Below are 19,166 nucleotides of genomic sequence, written 5' to 3' on the forward strand. Positions count from 1 at the left end.
TTTACTATTCAAGGATATCTATGTCAGATTATAGAATTAATACGACTCGTATAGTTTGTATTGCGCAGTTTGTCGCTAAAGAAGGCAAACGTGAGTTATTAGTTGAAGCGCTAGCATCGTTGATCCCAGACACACGTCGTGAATTGGGATGTATTAGATATGAGCTTAACGTGAGTTTAGAAGACGATCGTAAGGTCGCATTCGTTGAAAAATTTACTGATAAAGCGACGTTTGATGAGCATTGCGCTAAAGATGATATTCAACATTATTTCCACAACGTCATGCCTGAGCTCGTTGAGTCTCATCATGTGGAAGTGTTTAATGAAGTCATTGCTTAAGGTGTGATTTAAATTGGATCAAAAAAGAGTGCAGAGGCACTCTTTTTTATGCGTGACTGATAGAACCAATGATTAGATTACCGTCTTGCTATTGAGACTCTTCACGTAATTTGATGTCAGGACGCAAATTCACTTCGCCTTCAAAATCAATCACTGCTAATTCACTTTGTTGTGAAACCACCGCGAGAGGGCCTTCTGGCATCATTCTTACAAACAGTAATCGGTAGCCGAATCGGTTTAAATCATACAGCGCCATTTTTTGGTCTGCTGTCATCCGTTCCCAATGCTGTTCTTGATCGAGAGGTTCCCCACGACGCTCGCCGATAGCATATGCAACTTGATTCATAATCAATAAGCCTGAATAATTATTGAGTTAACAAAATGAATATAACAACTAATACGATCATTTCAAACATTTTGGATCAGAAAATAGAATAAAAAACAGTCATTACGCTCACTGTTTATACAAAATATGTTTTGAGAGGTCGAAAGGATACGACATTGATTAGCTATATAGAGCCAGTATTTAGGCCGCCTTCTGAGTGGAAATCACTGATTTTACAAGTGAGCAATGGTTGCAGTTGGAACCGCTGTAGCTTTTGCGATATGTATACTCAAGAGCAAAAAAAGTTTAGAGCTCATAAAGTTGATAAAATTGAACAAGACATATTAGCAGCAGCGGCATCGGGACATTCCATTAGTCGAGTATTCTTAGCCGACGGTGATGCAATGACTTTGCCCTTTAAGCGGCTAAAAGAAATTTGCCAACTAATTAACAAGCACTTACCCAGTGTGACTCGTATTAGCAGTTATTGCTTACCTCGTAATTTATCTAATAAGACAGTAGAGCAGCTTACAGAGCTTCGTCAAATGGGCTTGTCATTGCTTTATGTTGGTTGTGAAAGTGGTGACAACGAGGTACTTCGTCGTATCGAAAAAGGGGAGGATTTTGACTCATCTTTAGCGGCGCTCAATAAAATAAAGCAAGCGGGTATCAAGTCGTCAGTGATGATTTTAATGGGGCTGGGCGGCAAAAGTTTGTCATTGCAACATGCTAAAGCCTCTGCTGAATTGATGAATGCAGCGCAGCCTGAGTATCTATCTACGTTAGTGGTCACCTTACCGCTTGGTACTGACAGAATGGATGCAGCATTTGACGGTCATTTTGAACTACCCGATCAAATAGGTCTACTTGATGAGATGCAAACACTATTGGCTAATTTGGAATTAGACAAAACGATTTTTAGGTCTGATCACGCTTCGAATTATTTGGTGTTAAAGGGCGTACTTGGTAAAGATAAACCTCAGTTACTAGCCCAAGTAAATCAGGCTATGCAAGGTATGGTGCCATTACGACAGGAATGGCAACGAGGTTTGTAAGGCTGCAACGAAGAGTCACATGTGTGGCAGCGCTAATGGGCAGCCACATATCGTTGTTGCTAGGGCCTGTTGATCTTTCAAGGTTGTTTTTGCAGCGAATTGTTGGCCATTTATACTAAGGAGGAGACTTTGTGGTGTAGTTATTCTACATAAAAAGTTAATAATGCAGTAAAAATGGCCAACAAACCTTGCCCAATGGGTTCAAGTAAAAGCGCTTTACTCTTTGTTGGATGAATTTTGCTTAGATGACTAGGCATCAATCCATCCGCCTCAATTAAAACGCTTTTATTTCGAACAAAACTTAACCAGCAAAGATCAACAGACCCTAGTGACTCACTTTTTCAGATACCGATTGGCAATGAGCAATCGTTAGTTTGTCTCAGGCGTATCAGCAGCTGCGGTCATCAAGGCATTTTTAAAGTCATTTACCCAGCGTCGATAAACTGTTTTCACATCACCCCAATTAAATACCTTAGTGTTTTGACGCCATTGATCAAATCCGATAGCGCGATCGGCAGCCTTAGCGAGTACCTCATCTGTTTGGCCATCTTTCAGCACAGCCAGCAATACCATTGAACCTGAGTTTTGTGTGTAGGTTTTACCCATAGAATTATAGCTTCTGCGGCTGCTTTCAACAGGTGCGCTAAGGCGAATGTCGCTAACGGCAGTGTCAATCACTAAGGTATTAGGGCCTGCGCGAGTCACCAACTCAAATGGTTGCTCATGATTAAAGACATCCTGCACCGTCTTTGAAAACTGTTGTGCCATTTTGTCCAGCGATTCTTGTGGTAAGTCATAGGTGGCATTTAAGCCGTCAGTCTGTGGATCGACTCTAGGAGCACGGTAATCTTTAGGGTGATCATTAGTCACCTTTGTTGGCCTGAAATAGAGTTTGGAGTATTGGGTCCAATCTACGTCAGGTCGAACGTAAGACAGTGCCAATCTAGAGTTATCGACTTTAACCAGCCCATCCTTGGTGATTTCTGCATCTGGCCCTTGTTGAAGTGTGGCTGGCTGAGTTGCACAACCAAACAAGCCAAATACAACGAGTCCTGCCATAGCGATATGTGATGTGTTGATATGACGCATATGTTTAATCCCTTAATTTACATGATGCTAATTAATATGGCAGGAATTAAGGTAGAGTCAATATTGGTTCTAGTGCATGACAAAAAGCATCACTGGCTATTATTGTTAATAACGGTGGTCAGAACACTCTAGTCTTCTTGATTTGTAGGTTAACAATAAAACATTTGCAATGTTCGGTGAAAACAAAGGAAAAGCGATATGGATGTCAGTAAGTTTACAATAAAATTGGACGATTTATCTGGTCATGAGGTGGCGCAGTTATTAAATGAGCATCTGCAAGATATGTATGCGACGTCGCCAGTTGAGTCTGTTCACGCATTGGATTTATCTAAACTTCGTCAGTCCAATATTAAATTTTGGACCATATGGGATGAGCAAATGCTAGCAGGTTGTGGAGCGTTAAAGACTTACTCTGCAACGAGTGTGGAAATTAAGTCAATGAGAGTGGCAAATGCTTATCGACGCCAAGGTGTTGCTGCACAACTATTGCAACATATTCTACATGAAGCTAAATGTGCCGGCGCTAAAACTGTTTACCTAGAAACAGGTTCAATGGCATTTTTTGCACCAGCAAGACAACTTTACGCCCAGCACGGTTTTATCGAAACTGGCCCATTTGCTGATTACCAAGCGGATGAAAATAGCATTTTTATGTCGCTCTCTTTATAAAAGTAAACGACAAAAAATCTCGTTGAACTAAGCCTCATCTTCAAAGACGTCCTCGATAGTGAGGCCAAACAGTTTAGCGGCCTTAAACGCCAACGGTAAACTTGGGTCAAATTTTCCCTTCTCAATAGCGTTGACCGTTTGTCGAGATACTCCCAATAAATCCGCCAGTTGAGCTTGAGTTAAATCACGCTCAGCTCGAAGTACTTTTAATCTGTTTTTCATTGGTACTTCCTGTTACCGAGAATAATGCCGACCATGTAAGTTAAGCTCATGACAATCACCAAATGGGAGATTTCTGCATGACTGTTTATTACGCCAGTGGTACTCAGTGTAGAGTAACTGATACCTGAAATTAGCCCAACGCCTAGACTCAATCCCATGGCATTAAGTTGTATTTTTTGTTGTAACTCATCAAGGCTCAGTAAATGATGCTTATTGGCTAGAATCATCCCGATCCCCACTAAAAAGTTAATCACAATTGCTGTTATGGTTATCGCTTCTTGTTGCCAGATAAAGACTGGACCAAACGTTGCAATCGCTAACGTCACAACCCAAGCAGCGGTCCACTTGGCCAGTTTTTTTGTGTAGTTAGCGTTACGCTCTTTCCAATCTGTTGTCGTTGATTGAGGTGTTTTCATCGCCGATTCCTTTCAAGTAAACTTGTCTTAATGTCAAACTAACTTGACTTAACTATGTGTTCAAATATTGCTCATGTCAAGTTTTGACGACATTTTGTATTGTCTAACTTGCTTTTAAAGACAAGAGTGTTGCTTGCCAGATGAGGTAACCAATGGGAGAAAGTAGAGTAGGTAAGTCGTTAAGGTGTTGATATTAAAAATGATACCAGTTTAGTTAGCACTGTTTGAAATAGCCTATTCAGCCAGAGTGCAATTATTCTGGCTGAACGCTAATTAATGGAAACAACTACAGTTTACTGTTGTAAATGGATTTCTCTAACCGGACAAGGAATCGTGATATCAGCATTTTTTAAGGCATTTATAATGGCCAAGTTGCTCTGGTATTTGTCGTCATAGTAGCTATTAGTTGGCACCCAGTAACGTACGCCGATTTCCATACCAATACTGTTGAAGTCATTAATACCCACTTGAGGCGGGCGAGACTGATTAATATTGTCTTGCGTTTGTAGTGCTTGAGCAATCAGCTGAATGACGTGTTGTGGGTCGGTTTGATAATCAATATTAAATTTAGTGTCGACCAATTTATATTCTTGAGAGTTATGTAAAATTTCACCGACGATATGCTTATTAGGAATACTAATTAGCTCGCCTTCCTCATTAGTCAGTATCGTTAAGCCCAACTGGATTTTTTGCACCACACCAGAAACCCCTTGGATTTCGATAGTGTTACCAATCACAAAAGGGCGAGTCACGATAATGGTAACCCCTGCAGCGTAGTTTGCCAGCATGCCTTGAAGTGCTAAACCTGCACCTAATGATGCCGCACCAATTGCTGCTACCATTGGAGTGACACTAATACCTAGCTTACCAAGGGCAATGATTGCCACCATCACGATAATTGTGATTCTGACTAAGTTCGAAACAAAGTTACCTAGGGTGACATCAATATTGTGTTTTTCGAATTGATTCGTAACGACATTAGAGACTTTATTCGCAACCCATACACCAATTAAAAAGATGATTACGGCACCAACAATCTGGAAGCTATATTGCACAATAAACTCGGTGAGCAAATCGTAAACATTTTGCAGTTGGGCTAGCTCTTGGTCTAATCCTGTTTCGTTCATAATAGTGTTCTTTACTGTGAATGATGGAACATGAATGCATTGAATATAGTGTTGCGAAAAAGCACTAATTTGTCGAGTTTATTAACACTTTTAATCATTTAAAGGTGAGTTGATTGCAATAGTCATATTTCATACATAACAATGATGCCATTCCGTGAGATACCTCAAGGTTCCAATGCAATTTCATCGGTGTTAAATCACATTGAAGGTATAGTTTAGTGCGCAATTACATTTATCACTTTGCCTCACGGTAAGGTTTGTACTCTACTTCAGGAATAACAAGATGAAAGCCATTTTATTTGTAGCAAGTTTATTGTTTATGACGACAGCACAAGCTGAGGTGTTTGTTGTGAATGATAAAATTGAACCAGTGACTTTAGAAGATCAGTTTGAGCAGCCTTTAGTGGTAAATGAACAAACTCAATGGGTATTATTTAGCCGTGGCATGAAAGGTGGCGAGCTTATTCAAGCATCGCTTGAATTATTGCCAGCTGAAAAACAACCAGAGAACTTAGTTTATATTGCTGATATCAGCGGTATGCCTTCTCTTATTGCTAGATTTGTCGCTATCCCAAAAATGAAAGACTTACCATTCTCAATGGGGTTAGATCGTGAAGGTGATGTCACAGCAACTTTCCCATCAGAAAAAGACATGGCGTCAGTCATCAAATTAGATAAATTCAATGTCGTTAGCATTGAGCACTTTGATTCAAGTGAAGCTATTACTGAAGCTATTTCTCAGTAATGACAAACTCGATGGCATCTCACTGATGCCTGACAATATTAAAGGACGCATATGCGTCCTTTTTTATTGGCTGAAAATTGATAAAAGTGTCAGCGTTAATGCTTTTTCAGCATTGAGAAAATTTCTTCTTTTAAATGCAATTTCTTGGATTTGAGAATTTTAAGCTCGGGAGTGGTATCGCTACTGTAGTGCTGCTCGTACTGTTTAATTTGTTCATCTAGCTGATTATGCTCATCGAAAATCTTTGAGAAATGGGCATTGGTGGTTTTTAATTTACTGATTAAATCACGGTACTCTGGAAACATAGAAGGGCTCCTTTTTTTCTATTGTTAATACCAAATTACGCCGACTTTTAAGCCAGTATCGTGACCAAGATCAATTATTATTAAAATGCTTGTTATTACTGAATATAAACTAAAATTGACTATTGAGTTTCAGGTAGTTTATGGTGCGCTAAATTAGAGGTTGGTATTGGCATTTGTAAATTTGTCACAACAAGCGTTTTATAAGTATCAAGATTTATGTGATCGAGTTAACCCTAACTGAGTTAATAGTGGGGTAAAGTCGACATAATTAGGATTTTATATTCAATAATGAAAGGGGTTTTCAACATGGCCGACGTATTTCACTTAGGTTTAACCAAGCAAATGCTTGATGGTGCAACAACGGCAATTGTTCCGGGTGATCCAGAGCGTGTTAAGCGAATTGCTGAATTAATGGACAACGCAACGTTTCTAGCCAGTCACCGTGAATATACCAGTTATCTTGCTTATATCGATGGTAAAGCTGTGGTGGTTTGTTCAACTGGTATTGGTGGTCCTTCGACTTCAATTGCGGTTGAAGAGTTAGCACAACTTGGTGTGACCACATTCTTGCGTGTCGGTACCACTGGTGCGATTCAGCCTCAAGTTAATGTTGGTGATGTGATTGTAACTCAGGCATCGGTACGTTTAGATGGCGCGAGCTTACATTTCGCTCCGCTTGAATTCCCAGCAGCTGCAGACTTCAACTGTACAACAGCAATGGTTGCCGCTTGTCGTGATTATGGCTTAGAGCCTCATGTTGGCATTACCGCGTCATCAGATACCTTCTACCCAGGTCAAGAGCGCTACGATACCGTTTCAGGCCGAGTGACCAGTCGTTTTGTTGGCTCAATGAAAGAGTGGCAAGCGATGGGCGTATTAAACTACGAAATGGAATCAGCGACGCTATTTACTATGTGTGCTTCACAAGGTTGGCGCGCAGCCTGCGTTGCAGGTGTGATTGTGAATCGTACTCAACAAGAGATCCCTGACGAAGCGATGATGAAGAAAACCGAAGTCAGTGCAATTACTATCGTAGTTGATGCTGCTCGAAAACTCATGGCGTAATCGTTAAGTTTATAAATTAACTTAACTGTTTGAATATAAAGGTGCTTAGGCACCTTTTTTATTGGTTGTATTTGGTAAATTGCGCAGTGTTTTTAATGTAAGCGAACGTGTCCCCGTGTGGAATATGATTGCAATTTAGTCATTTTACTGTATTGTTGACATAATATGTCGTGTTGTTAACCCTTATCTTAATTGGTGTGAACAGTACAGATATTGTCAAAGTGCTTTTAGCATTCCAATGGTTATCAAGACTATAAACTCCCTGCCTAAAATCTGGGTTGGATCAGGGTTTAATAGCTTAAAGGATTCTATGATAACGTGTTTACAGGGGGGTATATGGAGTTTTCAAATCCAACCAGCATTTGGTTAATTGTTGGTCTCATCTTAATGTTCGCGGAAATTATTGTTCCCGGGGGCATCGTTATCTTACTCGGCACAGCCTGTGTCATCGTTGCGGCTGCACTATTTACAGGTGTTGTTGATGGCGCTACACAAAGTTTTACCCTGTGGTTTATCACTTCAATTGTATTACTTCTGAGCTTTCGTCATGTCACTCAACGAATGATTGGAGGGGATGCTCACGTGGATAATACCGACGAAGAAATGGATTTATATAATCAAATTGTCACGGTAAAGGCTGATATTGGTCCAGGTGAACGAGAAGGCCGGGTGACTTATTCAGGCACTGAATGGCCAGCATTAGGCGACGGTAGTGAGATTAAGTCAGGTAGCAAAGTGCGTATTATTTGCCGTGAAAACATCGCGTTAATTGTTGAGCCATATATCGAAACTGAAGTGTCGCCTTAACGAAGCGCTATATGTGCATTTCAAAAGCGCAAAACCGTAAGCCAAATTAATAAAAAATCACGGATAAAGTCATATTAAAGCCATGCTCATTATTGGCTTGAATATTATTTTCAAAAGGAAGGGGAAGTATGTTTGAACTAACCATAGCATTTTTATTCATCGTTTTTATCTTGTATAAACTCATGTTGATTGTACCGATGCGTGAGGTCAATGTGATTGAGCGTTTAGGTAAATTTAGAACCGTATTACAACCGGGATTTCATTTTTTAGTGCCTTTTGTTGACCGAGTTGCTTACCGCCACGATACCCGTGAAGAAGTACTCGATGTCCCACCGCAAAGCTGTATTTCAAAAGATAATACTCAATTAGAAGTTGATGGCTTAGTGTACCTAAAAGTCATGGACGGTAAGTTAGCCAGTTACGGTATTGAAGATTATCGCCGCGCTGCAGTTAACCTTGCACAAACCACCATGCGTTCAGAGATTGGTAAATTAACCCTATCGCAAACGTTCTCAGAACGTGACAGTTTGAATGAATCGATTGTACGTGAGATTGATAAAGCATCCGATCCTTGGGGGATCAAAGTGCTGCGTTATGAGATCAAAAACATCACTCCTTCTATTCATGTGATTCATACGCTTGAAAAGCAAATGGAAGCAGAGCGTCGTAAACGTGCTGAGATCACCCTAGCGAACGCCGAAAAAGCGGCCATGATCAACATGTCAGAAGGTGAACGCCAAGAGGCGATTAACTTGTCAGAAGGTCAAAAACAAAAACGGATCAACGAAGCAATTGGTTCAGGGCAAGAAATTACCATCATTGCTAAAGCAAAATCAGAAGGCATGGATATGATTTGTACTGCACTGGCTAACGAAGGCGGTAATGATGCGATGAACATGATGCTAAAAGAGCAGTTTATTAGCCAAGTGGGTAACATTTTGTCTGAGTCTCAAGTGTCGGTAGTACCTGCTGAAATGGCTAAATTAGAAGGCTTTTTTGAAGGTATGGAGCAAGTGACCCACGCCGTAGCTAAACCATCATCAGCCACAAAAGGAGCACGATAATGTTAAACGGAGTTGATACAGATTTCATCGTGATGATCATTTGGGGCGCAATCTTTTTAATATTTGTACTGAAGTTATTTCAGTCAATTCGATTAGTGCCTACTAAGTCTGCTTACATTGTTGAGCGCTTAGGAAAATATCACAACACACTAGATGCAGGTTTTCATGCCTTAGTGCCTTTTATTGATAAAGTGGCTTATATCCACGATTTGAAAGAAGAAACCATTGATGTTCCTCCACAAGAATGTTTCTCAAGTGATGAGGTCAATGTTGAAGTGGACGGGGTAATCTATATCTCAGTGGTGGACCCCGTTAAAGCGAGTTACGGGATTACTGATTATCGTTATGCAGCAATTCAATTGGCACAAACAACCACACGCTCCGTTATTGGTACGCTGGATTTAGACCGTACTTTCGAAGAGCGCGATATTATATCGGCCAAAGTGGTTGAAGTGCTTGATGAAGCTGGAGCGATTTGGGGTATTCGAGTTCATCGTTATGAAATTAAAAACATTACCCCGCCAGAAACAGTTAAAAATGCCATGGAAATGCAAGTGAATGCTGAGCGTGAGCGTCGTGCTTTATTGGCAAAAAGTGAAGGTGATAAACAAAGTAAGATTAATCGCTCTGAAGGTTTTATGGCTGAAACCATTAACTTGTCAGAAGGTGAGATGCAACGCCGTATTAACGAAGCTGAAGGTAAGGCTGAAGAGATTTTAACCCTTGCTAAAGCGACCGCTGAATCGATTGAGCGTCTGGCTGTCGTTATTTCAAAACCTGGCGGACACAGCGCACTGCGTTTGCAATTAGGTGAGCAATACTTCAAGCAACTTGAAGGGTTAAGTGATGCCGATAACCGAGTGGTATTACCGGCTAACTTGATTAATTTCGAGCAATGGATGACGACCATGGGTCTTGAAGACGAATTTAAGGCTAAAAAATAGTTGTTTGATTCGTTAAGGGAGAGGCTAGCAGCAGTGCTAGCCTTTTTTATATAGCAAATACCGTGGCGGGTATAATTACTGCTCAAATCGCGGCGACATAGCCGAATAAGTGGCTAAAACTGACTAAAAACCTGATTGACTAACTGATTAATGAGTCATTCAAATTTTGCGAAATCAATAAGATAAGGTTATGTTTATGATGAGTGCATTAGGTTAAGTCGTGATAACCGAGATGAATAGAATGTCAGTGAATAAACGTGTTATGGCATGCCCTTGTAGATAAGAGGTGAGAGTGAAACCAAAAGTATTGCATTGTGTTGATGATCCAAACATGGGCGGCGTTAATTTTGCGCTTCAAAGCTTATGCGGCTCAACATTGCAACACGACTTTGAATTCGACATCAAATATGTGGATTTTTCAAAGCCGGTTTCTTTGAATTCAACAGCGGATATTATTTGCTTACATGGTGCTTCAAATTGGCGAAATCTGTTCAATATTTTCATATTTACATTACGGCACCCCAAGGCAAAATTCGTCTTGCAAGAACATCACTACAGCGCAAGCTTTGTGCGCTCGCAAATTCAGTCTCCTAAACGTTTTTACTGGATGCTTAAACTCAATTATTGGCTAGTGGACAGGGTTATTGCCATTGCGCCTTCACAGCAGTTATGGATGCTTAACCATGATTTAGTGCCAAAAAATAAGATCAATTTATTAGGCCAAGGACGTAATTTAAGTCGGTTTATTCCTAAATTGAACGACCTAAATAACGCCGCAATCGACGCTGAACGAAGTAATGTTAATAAAACATCCGCTGACATAAAAGTGCCTGTTATAGCCGCTTATGGGCGTTTTCATTATCAAAAGGGCTTTGATTTATTGATAAAGGCGATGTCGCTGATTAATCAACCTTGTTTACTGAAAATCGCGGGTGAAGGCCCCTTGGACGATGAGCTAGAGCAATTAGCTGGTGGCGCTGCGAATGTTGAGTTTGTGGGGAAAGTTGAACGTGTCCCTGAGTTTTTAAATCAAGTTGATGCTGTGGTTATCCCATCTCGCTGGGAGCCCTTTGGGCTCATATTTATTGAGTCATTGGCCATGAATAAAGCCATTATCTCAAGCACTGTCGATGGGCTAGGGGATCAAATTAATCAGCATGCTGCATACGATGTTAATCAAGGGGAAAACCTTCCTGTTATTCATCCTATTTCTGAGCCTGTTAGCGCTGAATCTATTGCCGATGCAATTAATCAATTTTTATCTCAAGCGGTTTCATCAAACACAGACTCGAATATTGGCTATATCAATCACTGGAAACAGCAACAATGGTTTGAGCTACAGCAAGCATGGAAAGACTTGTTCGATGAGTTATTGAAAGAGAGATAAGATTGTTAAAAATACTCTTCAGATTGTTTTGCTGGTAAGAAGACATTGCTAAATATACAGATTATTACTTTTTAAAACTGTACGTATTTTAGCTTGATCTTTTAGTACGGTTTTATATATCCACTTATAAAAATACTGTCCATTCGTGGCAATAACTGTTTCTGCTTTTTCTTTGCCTAACACTTCAGCAAGTGCATCTAGTTCGAGTAAGCAAACAGCAAGGTGCAAGTAGGTCGAAAACTCACTTCTTGCGCCTTCTGGATAGCCAACGGGGACAATCGGATACATCTTTCGAAGGGCTGAAATAGTATTCTCTACTTCTTTTTGCCTTGTGTCTTCAAACCAATGAATCTGTTCATGCAACAATTGAGACAGACCAGCAGGATCATTGTTTGGCATTGAAGCTTTAAGTGTTAAAACGGGGTGACTAAACGGGCTGCGAATAGACTCATCTATGACGATGGTATCCGTAAACCACCATTGGCTGAGATCATGTTGCTCAATAAGTCGTATTATCTGAGCCCGCTTCATCTTTTCTTTTTCACTGTCATGTGACAGAGAAATATCAAGGTCAGTGGCCGAGACCTGTGATAGAAATAGGAGTGTTAACGTTGTAATAAAATGCCATTTTTTCATAAAAACTTCCTTGTTTTCTACGCTTTACGTAAGAGCGCCCGTAGGGCTAATTTACCTCGTCTTGCTTGGTACTTTTAACCACTTTTATATAGACATCAGGTATTGATATGCCATGTTTTTTATATGCGGTAAATTTTTCAAACTCAATGTTAGTCACTTCATACCCTAGTTTATTTAATTCGATAAGTAACTGCTTGAAAATAGTCGTAGACTTCAACGCTTCCGGAAACTTATCTCTCACTCCGTTTATTGCGGGGTTATGCAAATTGCCTGAAGATTTAAATGCAGCCTCTAGCTCGATTGGGTAATGAGTTTGATAAAAGGTTAGCAGCTCTTGATTGGTTAATTCAGATGACTGGCCAATGAGACGGACTGTAAATTCGCGCTCACGATAAGTAATTACTTCGAAAACTTCAGCTATGCTACTGCCTCCGCTTGGCATTAGAAATAGCTCCAGATGCGGAGAGGTGCCATATCGCTGTAGATTTCCCAGCTTCACATCGGTTGCAAAACTATTTGCTGACATAATGAGTAGTAAAATAGATAGAGTGATTTTCATAGTGATGCCTAATGTCCGAAACCGCTGAAATTTAGGAGTACCAGCGAGTCATCTTTCGGACTGCTTGTAATTAAGTTTGCTCTGCCCCTACTTATTTTCTGGGGTACCATGGTTTTTCTTGTAAAAATGTAGTGCTGTTATGGTGCCGAGCACACTACTAACTAGTGGGGGCAGGGTAAACTTTACAAGGGAGTTGATAGGCACATCATTATTTAATGGCTTCTTCTTCCCTAAATGGCGTGCTCGAAGATTGTGTTCGAGGTTACCTAACTCTGTCCTTAAGTGGTTATACCTTAATATAACTTTTATTAATAATTCAATGTTTTGCTTAGTTTTTTGTTGGCTTGGTTATCTAAGTCTATTACTTCAATCTAATCCATTGCCTGCCGCAGGCTTATGTGCAGATACAACTGCGAGACGCTGCAAGTACGTCCATGTAAGCTCTGCCAAAACATCCATGTTTTGGAAGCTCGCTGCTGCATCTACACTGGGATTATTATTTCTTCGATTTAACGGTATTCGTGAAAATTTGAAGAGCTAAAGGCGCAATTTAAATTGAGGACGTTGAAGAAAATAGCGTGATGCTCACATGGATATGAGCATAGCTTTCGCGGTGCATGGATGCACCATCGGAAGCGTTAGTGATTTTTGTAGCTTGCTGAAGCGGACTACAGTTAAAGTTTAAAGTTATGAAGTCCTCCATTGGAAGTTTTGCTTTTTAAACTTCGCTGGAGCTGCGGGGTGTTCTAAGAGGGAGTCGCAGTTCACTCCCTTTTAGTCTGGTGTGGGCGAAGCGCCACGACGTTGACTTTAATCCAAACGGAGTTTGGAGAATAACAGAGCAGCCGCAATCTGGTGTGGGCGAAGCCCCAAGACCTTGACCTTAATACAAACCAAGTTTGGAAATATAAACACCCATCTTCTCAAATTCAGAATGCGTTGCAGAATGCATTTTAGCCATAATTAAAATCTTTGATAATTATATAAGTTACTGTATTTAAAAGGTATTAAAAGTTGGCATTCGCTGTGCATTACACCGTTACATCCTGATAACGAATAGCGAGATGCAATATGAAAACAGCAACTGTAAAAGCAAGTAATGTAAATTCATTGAACGCCCAAATCATCAATATTCTTGGTTTCAGTAGTATTGCTATTGGCACTAGCATGGCGCTATTTAGTGCTAATACCCATGCTGCTGACGCATTTGATGCTTGTCCGACGGAAGCCTTTATCGTGCAAACGCCATCGGGTATTCCAAAGACCTTTGGCGTTGAACTTGGTACAGGTAGTTATACTGTATTGTCACCAGATATGGGGATTAACAAAGCACTCAACGGTGTGGGTTTTAGTTATCTTGATAATTACCTCTACGGTTGGGATTACGAAAATGCCACTGTCGGTAAAGTGGGTAAAGATTATCAAGTAGAGCCATTAACAATCACCAAAGACAGCGCGGCAGCTAATCAAAACTTTTATGTTGGTGACGTCGCCATTAACGAAAACGTTTGGTACGGCTACCGTAAAGGTAAAGGGTTATTTACCGTACCGCTTGATGGTAATGACCATCCTATGAACATTGTGCCGGGCAGTAAAAATAATGCCACTTACAATATTACCGATTTTGCATTCCATCCAACCAATGGCTTTTTATATGCAGTGACTAACGGCAGCTCTGGTACCTTAATCAAAATTGATCCTAGTACGGGTGCGCATGAAAACTTGGGTAATGTGATCACCAAAGACAGCGGTAGTTTTACCTTTGGGGCACAGTTTTTCGATCCTGATGGCAACTTATACTTGAGTAATAACGGTGACGGTAATGTATTTAAAGTCAAGGTTGATGCTGATATTCCACAAGCTGAACTTTTCTCTTATGGTCCTTCTTCTACTTCTAATGACGGTGCGCGTTGTGCGCTTGCCGAAGTGCCAGTAGGAGACAGTGTTGATTTTGGTGATGCGCCAGACAGTTACGGCACCTTAATAGACTCAAATGGTGCTCGCCACGGAATTGTTGGCAATATGAAATTGGGTAGTGTCGTTGATAATGAATCAGACGGTTATCCAGCACCATTATCTGATGATGAAAGTGATGGTATCGATGATGATGACGGTATCAGTATGCCTACAGGGTTTGAAATCGGCGAAAATGCGATGTTGATTGTCACAACCCAAGGCGATGCGGCATTTTTAAATGGTTGGATTGATTGGAACCAAAATGGCGAGTTTGATACTGACGAAAAAGTGATTGCTGCTCGTTCATTAAATGCGGGTACAACCACCTTATCAATTGATGTCCCAAATTGGGCTAAAACCGGTGAGACATGGGCACGATTTCGTTTAAGTTCGGTTGCTGATCTACTGCCTACTGGTGGTGTGAGTGATGGTGAGGTAGAGGATTACCCAATTACAGTCACTGAAACGGGTATCACGATCAGTTATTACCCATCTTCTTCTGAGTACACCACGCTGGCTTATGAGGATTTATATCCGAACCAAGGTGACTTTGATATGAACGATGTGGTGATGCAATTACGTATTAGCCAGTTCAGTAAAAATGACATGGTGCGTCGTGTGGCATTTGATGCGCAGTTAGTGGCAATGGGCGCTGCTTACCATAACGGCTTTGCGGTGCAACTGCCTGATGTGGGACGTGGTAATGTGCAAGAGTCTGCGATTGAGTGGAGCATGCAAGGGGTGAAACAAACCACCTCGCCATTAGAAGAAAATCAAACTAATGCGGTATTACTGTTCAGTCAAGATTTATGGCAGCACGCTACGCCAGGTAACGGCTGTTTATACTTCAGAACAGAGCCGGGTTGTGGTACTCAGTATCGTGCGACATGGCAAATGACCGTGCCATTTATTGATTCGGTTCATGTCGATGACATGCCTGAATTTCCTTATGACCCATTTATTTTTGCCACTCCAGGTACAGATCATGGCTTAGCGGCGAAGAATATTACTGATGGGCAAAACCCTGGCCGTAAATTAGAAATCCATTTGAAAAATAAAGCACCAACTGATTTGTTTGATACGCGCTTTTTAGGCATGCATGACGATGCGTCAGCGGCTTCACAAGGCCAGTATTTCCAAGATCAAAACGGCATGAGCTGGGCGATTGAAGTACCTGATTCATGGCAGCATCCTGCAGAAAACCAACGTGTTGATAGTGCTTACATTGAGTTTATTGAATTTGCTGCAGACGAAACTGGTGAGACTAAGCCTTACTGGTACCTAAATGCACAAGATTCTTTGATTTTTAAAGACTAAAAGTCACGATGAATCGCATAACCGCAAACCCAATTAACTTAAGTCATAAACGGAATTTTAAGGTGAATATTATGAACACATTAACTCAAACAACTACGGCTAAAAGTGCAATGTTAATCACGTCGAATAAAGGTGTAACGGTAGCGGCGACAATGTTACTCACATTACTGACTGCCTGTGGTGGCGGGGGGGGCGGAGATGACAGCTCTCCAGCGCCAGTGGCTGCAACACCAGCGACAACCACAACGACAACGACGCCGACGACACCAACAACACCGACGACGCCAACGACCCCAGAAACACCAACGGATCCTGAAACGCCTGAGGAGCCAACGATACCAGCAACGTCAATTGATGATCTGATTGTTGATGCTGATTTTGACTTACAAGCGGCTTTTAATCTGGATATTGATGTGGCGCTTGAGTCTACGCAGCGAGGTTATTTTTCGTTATGTGACCAATATGAGCAAAATGGTGCCCAAGTGACGGTTAACTTTGAGTCATGCTTATTACGTGGCGCATTAGATGAAGGTAGCTTAAATGAAGCGCTATTAGTGGCAAACCATCAACAAAACTTAGTGGCGGTAGTGTGGTTTTACGATGGTTCAGATCCTATTTATCAAATGTGGTCATATGATATAGAGGCAGAGGAGCAAACGTTAACCATTGGTGCTATCTAACGGGGTTGCCAACAATACATTAACCAAAAGTCCGTTAACGCGGACTTTTTTGGTTTTATCCCTTCACTGGGGCATGCTAGAAACGTTTACCTAAGGTTAAGTAAAAAGATTGATGATGTAAGTCGTTGACTCCAAAGCCAAACACAGCTGGGCCAAAATCTGTCTCTGTGCCTACAAATATACTGGCGGCATAAATCAAGTCATTAGTATCTCGGGCAGATTTTCGTTGCCAAACATTGCCAGCCTCAACGGATAGCCCCATATAAACAGGGACATCTTTATTGAGTATTTGCCAATCAGAGCGGTGTTGGTAAATAAGCGCACCGTACGCTAATTGACTTCCCACTAGGGCATTATTTGATTCGCCTGATAAGTTTAAAAAACCTCCCAGATTTTGGGTATGCAACAGACTAAACTCTTCAGTATCAACGCCTGCTAAATCGACTTTGGCAATTAAAGTATGGTGCTGATAACTGCTGGCTTTCTTTAAACTAAATTGATATTCAGTAACCGATTCATAACCTTGGCTTGAATTGAATGAAGTGCTATCGGTCATAGTTAATTTATCTTTATGCCAAAAAACATTCGCCTCAATTAAGATGCCTGAAGAGGGAAAACTATAACTATCCAAGCTGTCATAACCTACATGAATCATGCTGCCATATGCGTCATAATCAAAATTGAGTTGAGGATATTGTGGGCCCTCCATATCGCCCGTTTCACCGTATATGCCAAGTTCAATCACCATATTATCAAGCGGTGAGTACCCCAAGGCTGCATACAAATGATGGGCATTATGGGTGGTTTTTAGTAACAAGAGCCCTTGTTCATAATAGGTTTGTTGTTGCTGTTGATACTGATAACGGCTTTTTGCGTAAAACTGCTCAAGCTCATCCAGTGGTAAGTAAACCTCTGTTGCCAGTAACTTATCTTTGCCTGTGGTCAGCTCAAAGCGAACTTGGGTATCGGTATCGGCAATATGATTTATTTGATATGCCAGATCGAGTATCACGTTAGAATTGTTTTCAAAGTCTTCTTGCCAGCTAAAACCAATATCAAAAAAATTTGGCCCCCAGCTTTTTTCTTCAGTGTTAACCACCAGCACTTTTTGGTTGTTTTCTTGTTCAAATTCAACGGTGACTTTTTCAAAGTCATTAAGGGCATACACCCGATCAATGGCTTCGATAAGCATGTCTGTACTCACTGATTCGCCGTCATCAATATTGAGCTTTTGTTTAATGAGGGCTGTTGAGGTTGATGACTGATTATTAAAACGAACCTGTTCAATAGGCGCGTGTTGAAAAGCAATAATACCTTGCTTGAACCGAGCTCGTTGACTGAGGTATTGACGAAATTGCTCATTGGTTGAAGCCAGTGTTTCTAGCTGCTGCTGGTGGCTTGAAGCGGCGAGTTGTCCAAGCTCAAAGCCACTGGCTAACGCACTAAAATCTGTGGTATCGAAATTACTGACATCAGGGCGGATAAGGATATCGGCATCAGACAATGTGGCTATTTGTTCAACGGCATTGGCGCGAGTCATCAAGGTACTTAATTGACCGACGATGGCAATAGCGCTGTTGAGCTGTTCTTGGGCTGATAAATCCGCACCAATATCGATGGCAATAACAATATCTGCCCCCATATTTTTAGCGGTTTCAACGGGTAAATTACTTACAATGCCACCATCAACTAAGGATTTTCCATCAATCACGGTGGGCTGTAATATGCCGGGTACCGTGGCGGAAGCTTGCATTGCTTTGAGTAAATTACCTTGGTTTAGCACCACAGCTTCACCTGTGGAGATATCGGTTGCTATCGCGCTAAAAGGCGTTGCGAGATCATTAAAGCTGACTTGGTTTTCGATAGCGCCAAATGAATCCAGGTAAAGGTTGCCCATGGTTTGGCCCCTAAGTAGGCCTTTGGGGAGCAGCAATTGGCCATCAAGTAGGCCTAATTCAAATGGCATGTTGTAGCGGTCGACATCTTGTTTATCACGGTAGCGTAATGATTGTCTTGGCACATTATCGTTAAAACCACTTTCCCAATCTAAGCCGAGCATGATGGTTTCGATGTCGTTTGCACTAAAGCCTAATGCGTATAAGCCGCCAACATAAGCGCCAATACTGGTGCCGACAATATAGTCGACTTCAATTTGTTGTTGCTCTAAATACCGTATTACGCCCACATGGGCTGACCCTTTTGCTCCGCCGCCACTGAGTACTAAACCGACGGTGGGTCTAGGTGATGACTCAAGTTGAGCATCTGGGTGAGTGTTTACTGGGTTTAATGAGTTTGCGCCTACCATGTGACTGATGCAAATACAGCTTGCCGCTAGCCAAGCTAGGCAGGTTTTCGCTAGGTTGACGTTAAAAAGGGGCAATAGGAATTGACGCATCAGAAACCTTTAAATTGGAATGATTGAATTAGGGTTGAAAAGATTTGGGTGCTCACAAACCACCG

The 19,166-nt window shown here is 41.3% G+C and carries 20 protein-coding genes; 11 read left to right on the plus strand and 9 right to left on the minus strand.

The genetic code is table 11. The features are described 5' to 3' along the window. Positions 1-20: 20 nt before the first annotated feature. On the plus strand, positions 21-338 hold the full coding sequence (locus tag J8L86_RS05845) for a putative quinol monooxygenase (protein ID WP_055023533.1): 318 nt from the start codon (positions 21-23) through the stop codon (positions 336-338). A gap of 88 nt (positions 339-426) precedes the next feature. Here J8L86_RS05845 and J8L86_RS05850 read toward each other — a convergent pair whose 3' ends face one another. Then, positions 427-684 carry a hypothetical protein gene (locus J8L86_RS05850; protein WP_055023532.1) on the minus strand — a complete coding sequence of 86 codons (258 nt, stop codon included), beginning with the start codon at positions 682-684 and terminating at the stop codon, positions 427-429. Between the two features lie 155 nt (positions 685-839). On the opposite strand from J8L86_RS05850, the gene J8L86_RS05855 reads away from it, so the two are divergent. Then, positions 840-1,718, plus strand: a complete 879-nt coding sequence (locus J8L86_RS05855) for a radical SAM protein (protein WP_119967889.1) — start codon at positions 840-842, stop codon at positions 1,716-1,718. 369 nt (positions 1,719-2,087) lie between these two features. Here the strand turns inward: J8L86_RS05855 and J8L86_RS05860 are convergent, their stop codons facing one another. After that, positions 2,088-2,807, minus strand: a complete 720-nt coding sequence (locus tag J8L86_RS05860; protein WP_211029307.1) for a DUF3313 family protein — start codon at positions 2,805-2,807, stop codon at positions 2,088-2,090. 198 nt (positions 2,808-3,005) lie between these two features. Between J8L86_RS05860 and J8L86_RS05865 the strand changes: the two genes are divergently transcribed. Continuing rightward, positions 3,006-3,476, plus strand: a complete 471-nt coding sequence (locus J8L86_RS05865) for a GNAT family N-acetyltransferase (protein WP_055023530.1) — start codon at positions 3,006-3,008, stop codon at positions 3,474-3,476. Between the two features lie 27 nt (positions 3,477-3,503). On the opposite strand, the gene J8L86_RS05870 is transcribed toward J8L86_RS05865, so the two are convergent. The 3 genes from J8L86_RS05870 to J8L86_RS05880 form a co-directional block, all read right to left on the minus strand. After that, a complete protein-coding gene (locus tag J8L86_RS05870; RefSeq protein ID WP_055023529.1) occupies positions 3,504-3,698 on the minus strand; it encodes a helix-turn-helix transcriptional regulator in 195 nt (64 codons plus the stop codon). Continuing rightward, positions 3,695-4,114 carry a hypothetical protein gene (locus J8L86_RS05875; RefSeq protein ID WP_080916917.1) on the minus strand — a complete coding sequence of 140 codons (420 nt, stop codon included), beginning with the start codon at positions 4,112-4,114 and terminating at the stop codon, positions 3,695-3,697. Before J8L86_RS05875 ends, J8L86_RS05870 begins: the two co-directional genes overlap by 4 nt. A gap of 293 nt (positions 4,115-4,407) precedes the next feature. Next, positions 4,408-5,241, minus strand: a complete 834-nt coding sequence (locus J8L86_RS05880; RefSeq protein WP_055023527.1) for a mechanosensitive ion channel domain-containing protein — start codon at positions 5,239-5,241, stop codon at positions 4,408-4,410. Positions 5,242-5,524: 283 nt separating this feature from the next. Here J8L86_RS05880 and J8L86_RS05885 point away from each other — a divergent pair, with 283 nt between their 5' ends. After that, positions 5,525-5,986, plus strand: a complete 462-nt coding sequence (locus J8L86_RS05885) for a hypothetical protein (protein ID WP_211029309.1) — start codon at positions 5,525-5,527, stop codon at positions 5,984-5,986. 95 nt (positions 5,987-6,081) lie between these two features. Here J8L86_RS05885 and J8L86_RS05890 read toward each other — a convergent pair whose 3' ends face one another. Further along, the gene (locus J8L86_RS05890; protein WP_055023525.1) at positions 6,082-6,291 is read right to left on the minus strand and encodes a YdcH family protein; all 210 of its coding nucleotides are present in this window, start codon (positions 6,289-6,291) and stop codon (positions 6,082-6,084) included. A 306-nt stretch (positions 6,292-6,597) separates the two neighbouring features. Between J8L86_RS05890 and udp the strand changes: the two genes are divergently transcribed. The 5 genes from udp to J8L86_RS05915 all read left to right on the plus strand — a co-directional run bounded on the left by udp (position 6,598) and on the right by J8L86_RS05915 (position 11,558). Beyond that, complete coding sequence (udp, locus tag J8L86_RS05895) at positions 6,598-7,356, plus strand: uridine phosphorylase (protein ID WP_055023524.1); 759 nt, start codon at positions 6,598-6,600, stop codon at positions 7,354-7,356. Positions 7,357-7,692: 336 nt separating this feature from the next. Next, positions 7,693-8,163: an NfeD family protein gene (locus tag J8L86_RS05900; protein ID WP_055023523.1), complete on the plus strand. Its 471-nt coding sequence runs from the start codon at positions 7,693-7,695 to the stop codon at positions 8,161-8,163. Between the two features lie 128 nt (positions 8,164-8,291). Next, positions 8,292-9,227: a slipin family protein gene (locus J8L86_RS05905; RefSeq protein ID WP_065109351.1), complete on the plus strand. Its 936-nt coding sequence runs from the start codon at positions 8,292-8,294 to the stop codon at positions 9,225-9,227. Beyond that, positions 9,227-10,171, plus strand: coding sequence for a stomatin-like protein (locus J8L86_RS05910; RefSeq protein ID WP_055023521.1), 945 nt, complete (start codon positions 9,227-9,229; stop codon positions 10,169-10,171). Before J8L86_RS05905 ends, J8L86_RS05910 begins: the two co-directional genes overlap by 1 nt. Before the next feature lie 292 nt (positions 10,172-10,463). Further along, positions 10,464-11,558 carry a glycosyltransferase family 4 protein gene (locus J8L86_RS05915; RefSeq protein ID WP_211029311.1) on the plus strand — a complete coding sequence of 365 codons (1,095 nt, stop codon included), beginning with the start codon at positions 10,464-10,466 and terminating at the stop codon, positions 11,556-11,558. A 48-nt stretch (positions 11,559-11,606) separates the two neighbouring features. On the opposite strand, the gene J8L86_RS05920 is transcribed toward J8L86_RS05915, so the two are convergent. Further along, positions 11,607-12,194 carry a hypothetical protein gene (locus J8L86_RS05920; RefSeq protein WP_211029313.1) on the minus strand — a complete coding sequence of 196 codons (588 nt, stop codon included), beginning with the start codon at positions 12,192-12,194 and terminating at the stop codon, positions 11,607-11,609. 46 nt (positions 12,195-12,240) lie between these two features. Then, the gene (locus J8L86_RS05925; protein ID WP_211029315.1) at positions 12,241-12,753 is read right to left on the minus strand and encodes a hypothetical protein; all 513 of its coding nucleotides are present in this window, start codon (positions 12,751-12,753) and stop codon (positions 12,241-12,243) included. 1,071 nt (positions 12,754-13,824) lie between these two features. Between J8L86_RS05925 and J8L86_RS05930 the strand changes: the two genes are divergently transcribed. After that, on the plus strand, positions 13,825-16,026 hold the full coding sequence (locus J8L86_RS05930) for an LruC domain-containing protein (RefSeq protein WP_247663244.1): 2,202 nt from the start codon (positions 13,825-13,827) through the stop codon (positions 16,024-16,026). A gap of 71 nt (positions 16,027-16,097) precedes the next feature. Beyond that, a complete protein-coding gene (locus J8L86_RS05935) occupies positions 16,098-16,706 on the plus strand; it encodes a hypothetical protein (protein ID WP_247663245.1) in 609 nt (202 codons plus the stop codon). A 76-nt stretch (positions 16,707-16,782) separates the two neighbouring features. Here J8L86_RS05935 and J8L86_RS05940 read toward each other — a convergent pair whose 3' ends face one another. After that, complete coding sequence (locus J8L86_RS05940; protein WP_211029317.1) at positions 16,783-19,101, minus strand: patatin-like phospholipase family protein; 2,319 nt, start codon at positions 19,099-19,101, stop codon at positions 16,783-16,785. Between the last annotated feature and the right edge of the window lie 65 nt (positions 19,102-19,166).

Source organism: Shewanella sp. MMG014, assembly GCF_018100775.1.
GTDB classification, from domain to species: domain Bacteria; phylum Pseudomonadota; class Gammaproteobacteria; order Enterobacterales; family Shewanellaceae; genus Shewanella; species Shewanella japonica.